Origin of the sequence: Bacteroides faecalis, from assembly GCF_003865075.1 — a bacterium.
Lineage (GTDB): Bacteria > Bacteroidota > Bacteroidia > Bacteroidales > Bacteroidaceae > Bacteroides > Bacteroides faecalis.
Genome location: NZ_BHWB01000006.1, coordinates 87,456 through 103,889, shown reverse-complemented (window position 1 = coordinate 103,889; position 16,434 = coordinate 87,456). Strand labels below are relative to the sequence as shown.

Sequence of the window (16,434 nt, the reverse complement as noted above, 5' to 3'; positions counted from 1 at the left end):
TTTATTATTCTTAATTTTGCACTCCCAAAATGTAAACATGAACCATATCACTGCATACATCCGTCTATCATTAAAGGATATTTATCCACCGGAAGAGGTAAAAACTCTTACGATGCTAATTTGTTGTGATATATTAGGGTTCGATGCGCTTGATATTTACATGGGCAAAGATATAACTTTATCCGAATGCAAACAGCGTAAATTAGAAAACATTATATTCCGTTTGCAGAAAAATGAACCGATACAATACATTCGTGGAATTGCTGAGTTTTATGGAAGGCAGTTTCGGGTAGCTCCTGGAGTATTAGTGCCTCGACCGGAAACGGGTGAACTTGTTGATTTGATTATAAAGGAGAATCAGGAAGCTAAAAGTATATTGGATATAGGAACCGGAAGTGGTTGCATCTCAATCTCTCTTTCAAAAGAGTTGCCGGATGCTATGGTTACGGCATGGGATATATCCGAAGAAGCATTAGAAATTGCACGTTGGAATAATGAACGTTTGTCCGGGCGGGTGGTATTTGAAAGGCAAGATGTGCTGTCTGATATTGTGTCAGAAACACAACGGTATGATGTGATAGTAAGTAACCCTCCATATGTGACGGAAAAAGAAAAGGCTGATATGGATCCGAATGTACTTGAATGGGAACCAGGCTTGGCTTTGTTTGTGCCAGATGATGATCCGTTACTCTTTTATCGCCATATTGTAGTGCTGGGACAAAAGCTATTAAACCAGGGAGGAAAACTCTATTTCGAAATCAATCAGGCTTATGGAGCGGAAATGGTTCGCTTACTGGAAATGAACCATTATCATAATATACATGTTATAAAGGATATTTTTGAAAATGATAGAATAGTTACAGCCAATCGATGAGTGCACAAATAACTGAAGAGGAAGCTTTAAATAAGGTTGCTTCCTATTGTTCTTCTGCCGAACATTGTCGGGCAGAGATAAATGATAAATTACAACGATGGGGAATTGCTTATGAAGCTATCGCCCGCATCCTTCATCAGCTAGAAACTGAAAAATATATTGATGATGAACGGTATTGTCGTGCTTTTGTCAAAGATAAATTTCGGTTTGCAAAGTGGGGTAAAGTGAAAATAGCCCAGGGACTTTATATGAAGAAGATTCCTTCAGATACAGCTTGGCGTTATTTGAATGAGATTGATGAAGAAGAATATCTTTTGACATTAAAGGGATTATTAGCATCCAAACGTAAGAGTATTCATGCACAGGATGAATACGAACTGAACCAAAAACTCATTCGCTTTGCCATAAGTCGTGGATTTGAGATAAAAGATATCAAACGTTGCATAGAAGTATCGGAAGAGGATGTATACGAAGAATGAAAAAATAAACGAATTTCTTCTTTTTAATTTCATTCTATTTCCGTAATTTTGCAGCGAATAATTAATAGTTAGTTTAGTTATGAAAAACTTAGAGAGACTGTTCGCGGAGAAACTACTGAAGATTAAAGCAATTAAACTTCAACCAGCCAACCCTTTTACATGGGCTTCCGGATGGAAATCCCCCTTTTACTGCGATAACCGTAAAACTCTGTCTTATCCTTCTCTACGTAATTTTGTGAAGGTTGAAATTACGCGTTTGGTATTAGAACGATTTGGACAAGTAGATGCGATTGCAGGTGTGGCTACAGGTGCTATTCCTCAGGGAACCTTGGTGGCCGATGCGTTGAATCTTCCGTTTGTATATGTTCGTTCTACTCCTAAAGATCATGGATTGGAGAATCTAATTGAAGGAGAACTTCGTCCAGGTATGAAAGTTGTAGTTGTAGAGGATTTGATTTCTACCGGAGGTAGTAGTCTGAAAGCTGTAGAGGCTATTCGTCGTGACGGTTGTGAAGTAATTGGTATGATTGCTGCTTTTACTTATGGATTTCCGGTTGCGGAACAGGCATTTAAAGAAGCAAGAGTTCCTTTGGTGACATTGAGTAATTATGAAGCAGTGCTCGATGTAGCACTTCGCACAGGCTATATTGAAGAAGAAGATATTGCAACGCTGAATGAGTGGCGTAAAGATCCGGCCCATTGGGATGCAGGAAAATAAAGTATCTTTTTGATAAAAATATGTATAATGTGGGAAAGAACCATCTGGGTAGTTTTTTATTCGGATAGTTCTTTCTTTGTTTTTTATAAATCAGGTATATATGACTAATTTTGAGAGTAGTGTAAAGGTCATTCCTTATAGTAAGGAACGTGTGTATGAGAAACTTTCCGATCTCAGTAATCTAGAGAAGATTAAAGACCGTTTGCCGGAAGATAAGGTGAAAGACATGAGTTTTGATACGCTTAGTTTCAGTGTGGCTCCGGTAGGACAATTGATTTTGAAGATTGTGGAGCGTAAACCATGTGACTACATTAAGTTGGAAACCACTAATTCTCCGCTTCCTTTCAGCCTTGTGATTCAGTTGATGTCTATAGGTGAAGGGGAGTGTAATATTAAAATAACCATTAGTATGGAAATTAATCCTTTTATGAAAGCGATGGTACAGAAACCTCTTCAGGAAGGATTGGAAAAGATGGTTGAAATGTTGTCACTCATTAATTATTGATAAAGAAACACCTTCTTATATATATGGCACAAAAACTTTGGGAAAAATCCGTTCAGGTGAATAAGGATATTGAACGGTTTACGGTAGGACGTGATCGTGAGATGGACCTCTATCTTGCTAAACATGATGTGTTGGGCTCGATGGCGCATATAACGATGCTTGAGAGCATCGGGCTGCTAACAAAGGAAGAATTGACTCAGTTGCTTGCTGAACTAAAAAATATTTATGCTTCTGCAGAAAAAGGTGATTTTGTGATTGAAGAAGGAGTAGAAGATGTACATTCGCAAGTTGAATTGATGTTAACGCGGCGTTTGGGGGATGTTGGGAAGAAGATTCATAGTGGTCGTTCTCGCAATGACCAGGTTTTGCTTGATTTGAAACTCTTTACACGTACTCAGATTAAAGAAATTGCAGAATCTGTAGAGCAACTTTTCCATGTGTTGATTCGTCAAAGTGAACGCTATAAGAATGTACTGATGCCGGGATATACACATTTGCAGATTGCAATGCCATCTTCATTTGGCTTGTGGTTTGGTGCATATGCTGAGAGTTTGGTAGATGATATGCTTTTCTTACAAGCTGCATTTAAGATGTGTAATCGCAATCCATTAGGCTCTGCTGCCGGATACGGTTCTTCGTTTCCATTGAATCGTACGATGACAACTCAATTACTTGGTTTTGATTCATTGAATTATAATGTAGTATATGCACAGATGGGGCGTGGTAAAATGGAACGTAATGTGGCATTTGCTTTAGCCTCTATTGCTGGAACTATTTCCAAGCTTGCTTTTGATGCCTGTATGTTCAATAGCCAAAACTTCGGTTTTGTGAAATTGCCGGATGAATGTACGACTGGTTCTAGTATAATGCCTCATAAAAAGAATCCGGATGTATTTGAGTTGACTCGTGCCAAATGTAATAAGTTGCAATCATTACCTCAGCAGATAATGATGATCGCCAATAATTTACCTTCCGGTTATTTTCGTGATTTGCAGATTATCAAGGAAGTCTTTTTACCTGCTTTCCAAGAACTGAAAGATTGTTTGCAAATGACGACCTATATTATGGAAGAAATTAAGGTCAATGAGCATATATTGGATGATGATAAATATCTTCTGATTTTTAGCGTTGAAGAAGTAAACCGATTGGCTCGGGAAGGAGTGCCTTTTCGTGATGCATATAAAAAAGTAGGTTTAGATATTGAAGCTGGTAAGTTTACTCATAGTAAAGAGGTTCATCATACACATGAAGGTAGTATTGGTAATCTTTGCAATGCTGAAATTTCAGCTTTGATGCAACAAGTGGTCGAAGATTTTAATTTTTTTGGTATGGAAACAGCCGAAAAAGCTCTTCTTGGTCGATAAAATGAGAAATTGGAGGATTGTTTTTAAACTTTCCTCCAAAAAGATTTGGCAGAAAGAACTAATCTCCTTATCTTTGCACCCGTTGAAAAAACGCGGAAATAGCTCAGTTGGTAGAGCATAACCTTGCCAAGGTTAGGGTCGCGAGTTCGAGTCTCGTTTTCCGCTCTCTTCTTTGAAAGGATGCTCGAATGGTGGAATGGTAGACACGAAGGACTTAAAATCCTTTGGCCATTGCGGCTGTGCGGGTTCAAGTCCCGCTTCGAGTACGAGTATTCTTGATTAAAAGCTCTGTAAATCTTTGATTTATGGAGTTTTTTGTTTATGTACCTGTCAGGATCTATCCTGTTTCTGGTCTTTGTTTAAGCTGGATTCTAGTCTGATTAATGAAACTTATGTAAACCAAGATGTAAACCAGAAGTGCGTATGAAAGTGGTAGATACTATGTTGCGTTACAGGGGGAAGATTTAGAACAATGGAGGACAACTATTGATTATTGTGTGTAACGGGATATCTTGAAATCTCTGTAAATCCTCAATCTTAGGGATTTGAATAAGAATAGAACAAAATGTAATTGTTCGAATTGAGAACCGATTATGAAAGTTATCAATGGGTAAGAGTGGAGGTATTTTATTCCTGACAAAGATAAAAAGAATGAATAATTACAATTATTTGATTAGTAGTAAAATTTGTAGCAGTTGGTGTGTTATGTAGTAATGAGTTGTGATTACATAGAGACGGTTTGTGCAAAATCTAATGTTATGTAGATTATTATTAAAAAAAGGACATAAAAAGTAGAGAATAGACCTTGTTAGACATAAGTGTAATGTGTAACTTTACAAAGTTTTTGTGTGTTAAACGATTTATAATTAAAGTATGAAGATTATGAAAAAAAGTTTATTCTATTTGTTTATGCTTATTTGTTCAGTCAGTCTTTTCACTGCTTGTAGTGATGACGATGATGAAGGTAATGGTAGTGGAAATCAATTAACCTCTCAAGTAATAGGAGGCTATAAAGGTACATTAAATATTTATTTGGCTGCTGGTAATGAAGAAATGCATATTGGGGTTGATATTCCTAAAAATATCACTATTGCAGAAGCTAGCAAAACATCTGTAAATATGGAATTGAAAGATTTCAGTTTTATGAATATGGATTTAGGTACTATATCTTTGCAGAACTGTGAATTAACGAAGGATGGAGATAATTATAAGTTTGCTGGTAAACAAAAATTGACTGTACAAAAATATTCTTTGGTTGCTGATATTGATGCCGAAGGTATTATATCGGGTAATGTCGTTACTGTAAATTTAGACATTGCTGCAAAATTATCTGATTTAACTCAAAATGTAAGAGTTGTTTATAGTGGAACTAAACTGACAGGTTCTGAGAGTAGTGAGGCAAAAATTACTAACTTTATTTTCGATAGTGATGTTGTAACAGAGCAACCTGTGATTGATGAGGAAAAAGGTATAATTACTTTTACCGTAAGAGGTAATGCGACAGTGGATCAATTAAAGTTAATTCCTGAAATTACAGTATCCAATAAGGCTACGGTGACTCCAGCTTCTGGTGTTGAACAGAATTTTGGTCAAGAAGTAAAATATACAGTGATGGCGGAAAATGGTAATACCAGAGTATATAAGGTCATAGTCAAGCATATCATTAATAAGTTTGATTTTGAAAGTTGGGAAGAACAAAAAGGAGAGGGTGACGTTTCATTAGGATTTTATTCTCCCGTAGGAGGATATTGGGATACATCTAATACAGGTGTGTATTTGATAAAAGCTATGTTGGGAGAAACGTATCCTGAGCTTGTAGATACTCCTTTTGCAGTAGAAAAAGTAACTGATGCTCATTTAGGTACTGGAGCGGCTAAAGTTTCGACTATAGATTCAAAAGGAGCTTATGGTATGATCCCTAAAATTACTGCAGGAACACTATTCTTAGGTTATTTTAATACTGAGTATGCAATGACTAGTGCTTTGATGTGTACACGTTTTGGATTGGTTTGGAATGAGAAGCCGTTAAAGGTTACTGGATTCTATAAATATTTACCGGGTGATGTGTATTATCGTTGTGATGATCCTGAAGGAGCAAAAGATATAGTTGTCGAAGATAAAAGCATGAAAGATGCTTGTATGATTAGTGCAGTACTTTATGAGATCTCAGATGAGAGTGAAGGACAGTATTTAGATGGGACTAATATTTATACTTCTTCGGACAGAGTTGTTGCCCTTGCTCAGTTCTCTACTGACGAAAAGGTAGATGATTATGCTCCGTTTACTTTAACATTAGATTATGTCAAGGAATATAATTCTGCTAAGAAATATCGTTTTGCAGTAATTGCATCTTCGTCTGCTAATGGAGATAAGTTCAGTGGTGCACCGGGTAGTGCTCTTTATCTTGATGATATTGAGATTATAAATGAATAATTTGTATTCTCTTAAATGAAATAAAAGTAAGGTTTCCTCAAGTAGGATATCCCTTACTTTTTATATGATTCTGTTTGATTAGGAAGAAATAATAGAAATGTAACTGTTATTTAGTCATCTCCTAAAATGCATATTTCGGCAAAGAAACGACTCTTTCAATGAGTCCTTTGCTGAAATATGCTTTTAAAGTATAGGTAGAATGCTTGTAAATGAAATACTTACTGGATGCAATTGCAAAAAACAAACAACTAATTTCTAAACAATTGAAATATATCAAGGAATAAGTACCCAGTAATGATAATTACTATTAAAATAAAAATCTTTCCTCTTTCTCTTTTTTTATTAAGAATAGAACACAAAATGCAGAAAATAGACCTTGTAAAGAATGGATTTAATATGTTACTTTGTAGCGATTTTTTGTGTTAGATTTGTAACTAAAGTATGAAGATTATGAAAAAGAGTTTGTTTTGTTTGTTTATGTTTATTTGTTCAGTAGGTCTTTTCACTAGTTGTAGTGATGATGATCCGAATTATTCCGCAGCTATCGAGGGAGAGATTGTAGGAAACTATAAAGGAACATTGGAAGTTAAGCTTTTTGGTGAGTCGATTGGAAATCCTATAATCCAGAAAATAACTGTATCGAAGGCAAGTAATACTTCTATTGACCTGTCTTTGAAGAACTTTAGTTTTATGGGTATAATAACTATTCCTGAAATTAAACTTAGTAACTGTAAACTGACAAAAAACGGGGATACTTATAGTTTTGTAGGAACTCAGGAATTAGAAACTGGAGAGCTTTCATGTGTTATCAATGCTACAGGTACGATAAAGAATGGTAATATTGATATTGATATGGATATCAAGGCTGTCCTTGATGGTCAGAATCAAGATGTTGATGTTACTTATAAAGGAGCTCGTTTGAGTGGGACTGAAAGTAGCGAAGCCAAGATTACAAGTTTCATTATTGAAAATGATTTTGTTATTGGATCATCTGTAATTGATGATGCTAATGGTACAATAACTTTCAAGGTTAGTACTAATGCTACTGATGAGGATTTAAGTGAATTGATACCAGAGATTATGGTTTCTAATAAAGCTACAGTGAACCCTGAAAGTGGAGTTGCTCAAGATTTTTCGGCAGGTAAGAAAGTTACATATACTGTGTTGGCAGAAGATGGAACAGTAAAGACATATGTTGCTTCAGTAGATGGTAATATTTTAAAATATTCATTTGATGAATGGAGCGATGTTGCGCAAGGAGGAACACATCCTTATTATGATCCACTTCCAGCTAATGAGTTAGCTAACCCTAATAAGGGCGTTGCCCTTCTGTACTCTGTAAGTGGATATAAAGGAGATTATCCGGTATTGCAAGAAGAAGCGGGATTTGCAGGTAAAGCTGTTAAATTGATTACTCGTTATACTAAGAAACAAGGAGGATTTATTAATTCTCCAACTATAACTGCTGGCTCACTATTTACAGGAGAAATGGTAATTAGCATATCTTCAATGAGTAAACCACTAGAAGCTACTCATTTCGGTATTCCTTATAATAAGAAACCTTTATTCTTCAAAGGATATTATAAATATACTCCAGGGGAGATATTCCGCGAAGGTGCAAAGGATGGTAGTAAAGATAATATTATAGAAGGTCAAATTGATGAATGTTCTATTGTTGCAGTACTTTATCAGATAGAGAAAGATGATGAATATTTGGATGGCACTAATATTAATAGTTCTCCAAAGCGAGTAGCTGTTGCTTATTTGGAAGATGGATCTGCGAAGAGTGAATTTACTCCTTTTAATTTGAAATTCAACTTCTTACCAGATAAATCATATGATCCAAATGCTAAATATAAGATTGCTATTGTTTGTTCAGCAAGTAAAGAGGGCGATAGCTTTAAAGGTGCTCCAGATAGTACTTTGATTCTTGATGAGTTGGAAATAATTGGGGAATAATTGAATTATTTGCCATAATAAAGAAGAAAATTCGAGGAAATCAGAAGAGGGTTTGTCTGACTTTAAAATCGGTCATACCCTCTTTTTTATGGACTTTTTCTCAACGTTTCAACTTACTAAATTGCTTAGATTTACTTTTGACTAGGGAAGGCGAAAATCTGAAAAGTTAGTTGTATTGTTATCGGTAAATAAACAGGTGCTTCTTATTCTTAGTCTTGTTATTTGAAGAGATAAATGTTTGGTTGAGTTAATTAATTAAATGGTTTTGTCAGAAGATGAATATTTTATACGAGATAACTATCAGTTATAGTGAGCAATTAATTTAAAGGCTGCCTGAAAGTCATCTATCATGTAGACTTTTCAAGCAGTCTTTGAATAACCCGAATTTTCCGGTTTTACTTAGAATGCATATCCGAAACCTACATTCAGATAAATAGGATACATTGCAAATGTGATAGTGTCAAAGTTCTTTTTAAAGATATCATTCAATCCCCAAGTCAAATCAGCATATACATTCAGATGCTTGAAAGCTTTCCATTCACCACCCAGTTGCAGACCCCATTGGAATTTACGCAGATTTTCAGAAAAGTCATAAGTAGCTATACTTTCACCTGTAAAGTCTACCCTAGAACCTGTTTGATCAGGAGTGCGGAGGTGTCCTTCGTATACATGTCCAGAGAAATCGCCTTCAATAAGATAAGAAACATAAGGACCAGCCGATACTTTCCAGCGATTGCTTATTCTATAATTGGCAACCACCGGAATAGTCAGATATGAGTTCTTAACTTTTGTTTTTACTCCTCCGGTCCATAGGCCTTGTAGCTCTCCGCCATTAGTATTAATAATCTTCATACCGTAGTTTTTTACGGTAGCCTCAGTAGTCATATTTTTATTCTCAAGACGAATACCGGCCGTCATTCCCCATTTTTTTGCTTCGTCGAACCATTTAGTTGCATTCCCTTCGATGGAGATAGCGATGCCAGGAGCATAGCTGTCTATTTTACGGATCTCATTAGGCAAAGGAAGGGGAGAAGTGCCGCCTATGTTGAAGCCAGCTTTGATCTCGTATTCCCATCCGTGCAGATACATCCAGACAAGACTTCTTGTTCTTTCTTCTTGTGCCTGTATTGCAAGTGTACCGGCAAACAGCAGTATAGTTATAATACTGATTAATCTATGTTTTTTCATTGTACTATTTTTTATTCTTCACAAATAAGTTCTACTTCATCGATATATAATGTGCTTCCAACAGCTCCTTCGAAATAAGCGCCGTCTACGCTGGAAGAGAATACAATACCTAATTTGTATTTACCTTGTTGTAACTTTATGTCGTCAATTGTTTTTCCATTAACAGGTTTAAATGGCAAATTAAATTCTTTCCAATCATTAGTTTCGACAGCACTTTCTGAATCAATACGTGCCAATAATACTACTTTATTTGAAGTAAATACATTATCTCCATCCAGCATATCTGAATTATTGTCAATTTCGTACATGACAGCGTAAATGTCAAATTTATCTTTCTTATCGGCTTGAACCTCCCCTTTTGCAGTATAAACATCTCCTGCTTTGAATTTATAAAATCCTTTAAGTGATATTGGACGTTTATCAAATTGAAAACCGAACTTTGTGGCTTTTCTAGGATCTTTCAAGGCATTTCCTACATCGAACGAACCAATGAAAAGATTACCTGCTGCAATATACATTTTTACTATCGCACCGAAACTACCAGTATTCCGCGTTTCTAATTTTACTCCTTTACCCTGATAGCCGTTTATTGATTGTACTGTCGGATAGTCTTCATTAGTTTTGGCCATACTTGTCAATTCGTATCCTTTGTTACCGCTTGCCCATTGCACTACTTTTGATGCATTCTGAGAAGTTCCCGGTTGGAATTCATAGAAAACATCATAAGGATTGGATGACAATAATCTTTCAAAATGGAAAGAAGTTGGTAGTTCCGTAGGCACTACATTCACAGTATAAACTGCTTTCCATTGCCCATCTTCTGATGTAACGGTAAACTGGCGGGAATGTGGTTCCTCTGAGAAATCGTAACTTGATTCTGTATCCCCTGTGATTTGGCTATTTACTTTGATAGTAGCTCCTTCAGGTATCGTGAATTTTAATTCCTGTTTAGACAGATCAACATTTTTGTGCACATATACATTGATTGTCTTGGAATTGGTATCAATGTTTGCTAATTGTACATTACTGCCTGAACAGGCATCGATAGCGGCTTCAGAGTTGAGCGCTTCATCTTGTATACAAGAGGATACACTGCTTGCAAATAAGAAGCAATAAACTGCCAAAGTTTTAAATTTCATTTGATTTGATCTTTTTTAGTTACTAATTCAGTCCTTTATGGTAAAACTAGGATGCAAAGTTAAGTTTCTTTTTTGAAATGAAACGTTTTATTGCTTATAATAAAACATTTTATAACGACTCACGATCTAAATCCTTATGTTGATTCTTGTTACTTATGAGGTAATTTAGAGGCAAATATTTGCTTAAGACCATAGTGCTTTCATTATATGAGTTGGCTATGATATTTTATTGTCATTTATCACTTTTTGATGCTAAATTATTGATATCCAAAGGTGAATAGATGATAATACCTATGTGACAATAAGGTGATAATAGAATTTTTAGTTTTCTATTGTCACCATATTCTTTTATGATTGTGCTATTAGGTGGCTAATTATCAGTATATAACAATATTATTAAATATAATTCTCTTATTTCCTGAAAACTTGGTTTTTATCAATTAGTGAAGTTAAAAAGTGCTTTTTCGTTCAATAAAATACCTAATATAGTATGTTTTTGTATATATTGCGATGATTTATGGCTAATATGTTTTCTTTTTATAGATGTGGAATCCTTGATTAATGGAATAAAGACTAATAGATTTAATATGAAAATGTAACTTAATTAATCTTTTTGATTAGTTGTATCTTTCAGTTTCACGTACGTGAGCATTCGCTCTACGTGCAGTAACTATTAGGATCATGAATGTGGCCCTATGGGATCACGTGCGTAAAACGATTGGTTATTGTTGCAACAATAATCTTACTATGTAAACGGTTTAAATATTATAATTGAAGCCGATTTAAACAGATTGGGAGTATGACTATTTATTTTTCATCCGTTATAACCTTATTGATATGAATTAATATAAAGAATTTTAATTAGGGATGCATATACATTGGGGGATATATAGAAGAAAGCCGGTCACGATCTCACATCGTAACCGGCTCTTATTTTCTATCTACTTCTTAAAACTTACGAAATTCTACTGCTGATAATACGCATAGCAGCTGTATAGCATTCACATGGGACCATAATTTGAATGCAGTTCAAACCTTTATCTTTCATTGAAGCTTTAATGTAGGCTGCATTCAGGAGTCTTTTTACACTAGCTACTTCCCATGGACTGCCAGTGAAAACATTTACTTGGGAAATCTTTCTACTCGTAATCATCTCTTTTTTGTGTTTTGGTTTTAACTGTCGCAAATATAAAAGAGGAAATTGACTAAAAAGAAAAATAATACTTCATATAAGAGCACTTTTGAGTCAAATATGAATAATGACCAATAATTGCTATAATTGAGACAATTGTTGTATTGGTAAAAAAGAATCCTCCTTAATCGATTTATAAAGTCGTATTAAGGAGGATTTATCGATGAATAGGTTATTTTTTATCTATTTCTCATCATTCTTGCGGATTTCTACCCTGCGAATCTTACCACTGATTGTCTTCGGGAGTTCATCTACAAATTCGATAACACGGGGATATTTATAAGGAGCAGTTGTTTTCTTTACATGATTTTGCAATTCTTTGACCAACTCTTCACCTGCACGCGCCTTGTAGTCTTTAGATAAGACAATAGTTGCTTTTACTACTTGTCCCCGAATTTCATCAGGTACTCCGGTGATAGCGCATTCTACTACAGCAGGGTGAGTCATCAGAGCACTTTCAACTTCGAATGGACCAATACGATAGCCTGAGCTTTTGATAACATCGTCTGCACGACCTACGAACCAAAGGTAACCGTCCTCATCTTTCCAGGCAACGTCTCCCGTATAATAGATGCCATCGTGCCATGCTTCGTGAGTACGTTCAGCATCCCGATAATACTCTTTGAAAAGTCCTAAAGGTTTTCCATTGTTAGTACGGATCACAATCTGTCCCTGTTCACCAGCTTCAACAGAACGGCCTTCGTGGTCGATCAAGTCTACGTCGTATTGTGGATTAGGCAATCCCATACTTCCCGGTTTCGGTTCCATCCAAGGCATGGTGGCAACAGTCAATGTAGTTTCCGTTTGCCCAAAGCCTTCCATAAGTTTGATACCTGTCAATTTCTTGAAAGTCTCAAATACAGCTGGATTTAAAGCTTCGCCTGCAATAGTACAATATTTGAGAGAAGACAAGTCATATTTTGTCAGATCTTCGTGAATTAAAAAGCGGAAAATAGTGGGAGGTGCACAAAGAGAAGTCACATGATAGTCATGTATTTTCTGTAAGATATCTCCCGGAGTGAATTTCTCGTGGTCGTAAACGAAGATATTAGCTCCTGCAATCCATTGTCCATAGAGTTTTCCCCATACAGCTTTTCCCCATCCTGTGTCGGCAATAGTAAGATGAAGACTATTTTCATCCAAGTTGTGCCAAAAGCTACCGGTAACGATGTGTCCTAACGGATAAGTAAAATCGTGTGCTACCATTTTGGGCTCACCGGTGGTACCGGATGTAAAATACATCAATGAAATATCATCATTTGTATTTGCATGTTTAGGACGAGTAAAGGGAGCGGCATTTTCTATACCTTTATGAAAGTCTTGAAATCCTTCCGGAACTTCTGGACCGACACTAATCAGCTGTTCTACACTTGGACAAGTAGGTAGAGCATCTTTGATATGTTGCAGGATGACACTTTCTCCAGCAGCTACAATCATTTTGATATCAGCGGCATTACAGCGATATACGATGTCTTTTTTCGTCAGCAAATGTGTTGCCGGAATAACAGTCGCACCTAGTTTGTGAAGTGCAATGATACTGAACCAGAATTCAAAGCGACGTTTCAGAATTAACATAACCATGTCTCCACGACCAATATCTAAACTTTGAAAGTAAGATGCTGTCATGTCCGTATAACGTTTCATGTCGGCAAACGAATATTGGTGGCATTCACCTTGGTCGTTTGTCCAAAGTAAAGCATTCTTGTCGGGTTGTTCGGCAGCCCAAGCATCTACTACGTCATAACCGAAGTTGAAATTTTCCGGGACGTTTATTTTCAGATTCTTGATAAAATCTTCTTGTGATATAAAAGTGGTCTGTGATAAAAATCTTTCTACCATAACTTTTTGAATTAAGAATTATGAATTATGAATGAAGAATTTTTCCATGCGGATCGTTTATATAGCGTAGCATAATTCTTCATTCTTCATTCTTCGTTCTTCATTTTAAATATTACATAATTACTGCGAGAAAACGTACCGTTTTGCCGTCGAGCGCTTTCATGCCGTGTGGAAGTTTTGAATTAAAATAAATACTGTCACCTTGATTTAGGATGATTTCCTTGCCTTCAATGCTGATAAGCATACGGCCTTCGATTACAAGATTAAATTCTTGTCCGCTGTGGCTATTGTAATGAATAGGAGTATCATCTCCTTTTGGTTCAACTGTTACGATAAACGGGTCGGCGGCACGATTCATAAAACCGGAAGCCAGTGACTGATACTTATAGGCTTTGGTACGTTCGATACTTATTCCTTTGCCTGCACGAGTTACGAAGTAACTGCTCATTTTGGGCTCTTCGCCGAACATCAGTGCATCGAGTGCAATATTGTAGGTACGAGCAATTTTTTGTAGCATACTTACGGAAATATCATAATCTCCTGTTTCTGCCAATCGGTATTCTTCGGCAGAAATGTCACAGTCGCGGGCTATGTCTTCAGACGTAAGTTCCAATACATCGCGTAATCCGCGCAGACGTTCTGCTATCTGTTTAATTTGGTCATTCATATAATTGAGTGATTAGTGATTTTATTTATGTTTGGTTATTTGGATGCCAGCATTGCTTTGATAATTGCAGAAGTGAAACCACTATGTTCCAGTTCATTGATTCCTTTAATCGTGATTCCTCCTGGAGTGGTCACTTTATCTATTTCTATACTTGGGTGAGTATCGTTATTTAGGATCAATGCAGCAGCACCTTTTACGGATTGGGCTACCATTTCCATTGCATCTTTGGGACGAAGTCCCATTTCAATGCCTGCTTGCATAGCAGCTTGAATGTATTTTAATACATATGCAATTCCACAAGAAGCCAATGAAGTGGCAGCAGCCATCTTGTCTTCAGGAATAAGCATTGCCTTTCCCATTTCGTTGAATAGTTGAAGAATGAACTGATTTTGTTCATCGCTTGTATTGCGTGTTGCGATCAGTGTCATACTTTCCAGTTCGCTGATGGCTGTATTCGGGACAACGCGGAACATTGGCATTTCCGGTGATACGACATAGTGGGACAATTCTTCAAAACTAATCCCGGCAGCAACGGATACGAGTATTTGCTTACTTTTTACTTTTAGCTCGCGCACCACTGAATTGATAAGCCAGGGTTTTATAGCCAAAATAATAATATCTGCTCCAGTTATAGCTTCTACATTGTTATGTGTAGTGGCGATTGCCGGGAATTCTTTTTTCAATTCTTCCAGTTTGCCGGCACTGGGGTTGGAAACGATAATGTTTGAATCGTCTATTAAACTTCCCTTTGCCAGACCACGGGCAATAGAACCTCCCATGTTTCCTGCACCGATAATAGCTATTTTCATATGCACTTGTATTTTTATGATTTGTTACTGACAAAGGTAACGGTAAATAGTGAAAAAACAAAAAGCACCCTGTTAAGAAATAATTTTCTAGTTTAGGCTGCTTTTATTGTTTGCTATTTATTAATCAAATGTAAAGATCAGAGTATTTTTTTGAAGCGGACAAGAAATTCGTCTGCTTCCTCCATACTAAGACAAAGAGGGGGAAGTAAGCGAAGTACATTTGTTCCACTAACTCCGGTAAATACGTGCTCATCATAGATGAGTCGGCTACGTAATTCTTTGATCGGTTCATCAAACTCAAGTCCGATCATCAATCCGCGTCCACGTACTTCTTTGATTTGAGGAAATTTCTTCAGTTCTTCCAGCAAATAGTTACCGACTTTAGCTGCATTATCTATCAGGTTTTCTTTTTCTACAATGTCCATTACGGCCAAGGCAGCAGCACATGCAAGGTGGTTACCACCGAATGTCGTTCCTAGTTGTCCGTAGATAGGTGTAAACATTGGGCTGATTAATACTCCTGCCATTGGGAACCCGTTTCCTATCCCTTTGGCTACTGTGATAATGTCTGGCTGAATACCTGTATATTGGTGCGCAAAGAATTTTCCGCTTCTTCCGTAACCGCTTTGGATCTCATCCAAAATTAAAATAGTACCAGTCTCAGTACAAGCTTTGCGGAGTTCCTGCATAAACTCGGTAGTTGGTATTTTGATTCCTCCGACTCCCTGTATTCCTTCAATAATAACGGCACATACATCTCCTTTTGCTAATTCTTGTTTCATCGCCTCGATGTCATTCAACGGGAGATAAGTTACGTGGCCATTGTTATTGATTGGAGCAATGATAGAAGGATTGTTTGTTGCTTCTACCGCCAATGAAGTACGTCCGTGGAATGCTTTGCTAAATGACACGATCTTAGTACGTCCGTTGTGGAAGGAGGCAAGTTTCAGAGCATTCTCGTTTGCTTCGGCACCACTGTTGATCAGGAAGAGACTATAATCTTTGTAACCGGAAAGTTTGCCAAGTCGTTCGGCTACTTGCTGCTGAAGCTTATTGATCACTGAGTTTGAGTAGAAACCAAGTGTTGCAACTTGATTACTTATCATCTCTACATAGTGTGGATGAGCGTGTCCGACAGAGATTACGGCATGGCCTCCGTAAAGGTCCAAATATTCTGTTCCGTTCTCATCCCAGACTTTGCAGCCTTTTCCTTTAACAATATTGATATTGTATAAAGGATATACATCGAATAATTTCATATTTCTTTT

General features: G+C 36.6%; 14 protein-coding genes and 2 tRNA genes. 9 read left to right on the top strand and 7 right to left on the bottom strand.

What is annotated here, in order from left to right; genetic code table 11:
* Positions 1 to 37 precede the first annotated feature (37 nt).
* From prmC to EJF25_RS12055, 9 genes are all read left to right on the top strand, one after another.
* Positions 38 to 874, top strand: a complete 837-nt coding sequence (prmC, locus tag EJF25_RS12095) for a peptide chain release factor N(5)-glutamine methyltransferase (protein ID WP_125041345.1) — start codon at positions 38 to 40, stop codon at positions 872 to 874.
* Positions 871 to 1,353, top strand: coding sequence for a regulatory protein RecX (locus tag EJF25_RS12090; RefSeq protein ID WP_125041343.1), 483 nt, complete (start codon positions 871 to 873; stop codon positions 1,351 to 1,353). The genes prmC and EJF25_RS12090 overlap by 4 nt, the downstream gene beginning before the upstream one ends.
* A 79-nt stretch (positions 1,354 to 1,432) precedes the next feature.
* Entirely contained in the window at positions 1,433 to 2,071 is a 639-nt protein-coding gene (gene pyrE, locus EJF25_RS12085) for an orotate phosphoribosyltransferase (RefSeq protein ID WP_125041341.1), read from the top strand.
* Between the two features lie 100 nt (positions 2,072 to 2,171).
* Complete coding sequence (locus EJF25_RS12080) at positions 2,172 to 2,576, top strand: SRPBCC family protein (RefSeq protein WP_125041339.1); 405 nt, start codon at positions 2,172 to 2,174, stop codon at positions 2,574 to 2,576.
* 23 nt (positions 2,577 to 2,599) lie between these two features.
* Positions 2,600 to 3,940, top strand: coding sequence for an argininosuccinate lyase (gene argH, locus EJF25_RS12075; protein WP_125041337.1), 1,341 nt, complete (start codon positions 2,600 to 2,602; stop codon positions 3,938 to 3,940).
* Positions 3,941 to 4,032: 92 nt separating this feature from the next.
* Positions 4,033 to 4,105: transfer RNA gene (locus EJF25_RS12070), tRNA-Gly, on the top strand.
* A gap of 17 nt (positions 4,106 to 4,122) precedes the next feature.
* Positions 4,123 to 4,206, top strand: a tRNA-Leu gene (locus tag EJF25_RS12065).
* A 616-nt stretch (positions 4,207 to 4,822) separates the two neighbouring features.
* A complete protein-coding gene (locus EJF25_RS12060; RefSeq protein WP_160119409.1) occupies positions 4,823 to 6,373 on the top strand; it encodes a PCMD domain-containing protein in 1,551 nt (516 codons plus the stop codon).
* Positions 6,374 to 6,823: 450 nt separating this feature from the next.
* A complete protein-coding gene (locus EJF25_RS12055) occupies positions 6,824 to 8,332 on the top strand; it encodes a PCMD domain-containing protein (protein WP_235016791.1) in 1,509 nt (502 codons plus the stop codon).
* Positions 8,333 to 8,731: 399 nt separating this feature from the next.
* Here the strand turns inward: EJF25_RS12055 and EJF25_RS12050 are convergent, their stop codons facing one another.
* From EJF25_RS12050 to EJF25_RS12020, 7 genes are all read right to left on the bottom strand, one after another.
* Positions 8,732 to 9,520 carry a porin family protein gene (locus EJF25_RS12050; RefSeq protein ID WP_125041332.1) on the bottom strand — a complete coding sequence of 263 codons (789 nt, stop codon included), beginning with the start codon at positions 9,518 to 9,520 and terminating at the stop codon, positions 8,732 to 8,734.
* Between the two features lie 11 nt (positions 9,521 to 9,531).
* Positions 9,532 to 10,659: a PCMD domain-containing protein gene (locus tag EJF25_RS12045; protein ID WP_125041329.1), complete on the bottom strand. Its 1,128-nt coding sequence runs from the start codon at positions 10,657 to 10,659 to the stop codon at positions 9,532 to 9,534.
* A 955-nt stretch (positions 10,660 to 11,614) separates the two neighbouring features.
* Entirely contained in the window at positions 11,615 to 11,812 is a 198-nt protein-coding gene (locus EJF25_RS12040; protein ID WP_125041327.1) for a DUF2007-related protein, read from the bottom strand.
* Between the two features lie 222 nt (positions 11,813 to 12,034).
* A complete protein-coding gene (locus tag EJF25_RS12035; RefSeq protein WP_125041325.1) occupies positions 12,035 to 13,690 on the bottom strand; it encodes an AMP-binding protein in 1,656 nt (551 codons plus the stop codon).
* Between the two features lie 112 nt (positions 13,691 to 13,802).
* On the bottom strand, positions 13,803 to 14,357 hold the full coding sequence (locus EJF25_RS12030; RefSeq protein ID WP_125041324.1) for a helix-turn-helix domain-containing protein: 555 nt from the start codon (positions 14,355 to 14,357) through the stop codon (positions 13,803 to 13,805).
* A 35-nt stretch (positions 14,358 to 14,392) separates the two neighbouring features.
* Positions 14,393 to 15,166, bottom strand: coding sequence for a pyrroline-5-carboxylate reductase (proC, locus tag EJF25_RS12025; protein WP_125041322.1), 774 nt, complete (start codon positions 15,164 to 15,166; stop codon positions 14,393 to 14,395).
* Positions 15,167 to 15,303: 137 nt separating this feature from the next.
* Positions 15,304 to 16,425, bottom strand: a complete 1,122-nt coding sequence (locus EJF25_RS12020) for an aspartate aminotransferase family protein (RefSeq protein ID WP_125041321.1) — start codon at positions 16,423 to 16,425, stop codon at positions 15,304 to 15,306.
* Positions 16,426 to 16,434: the final 9 nt, after the last annotated feature.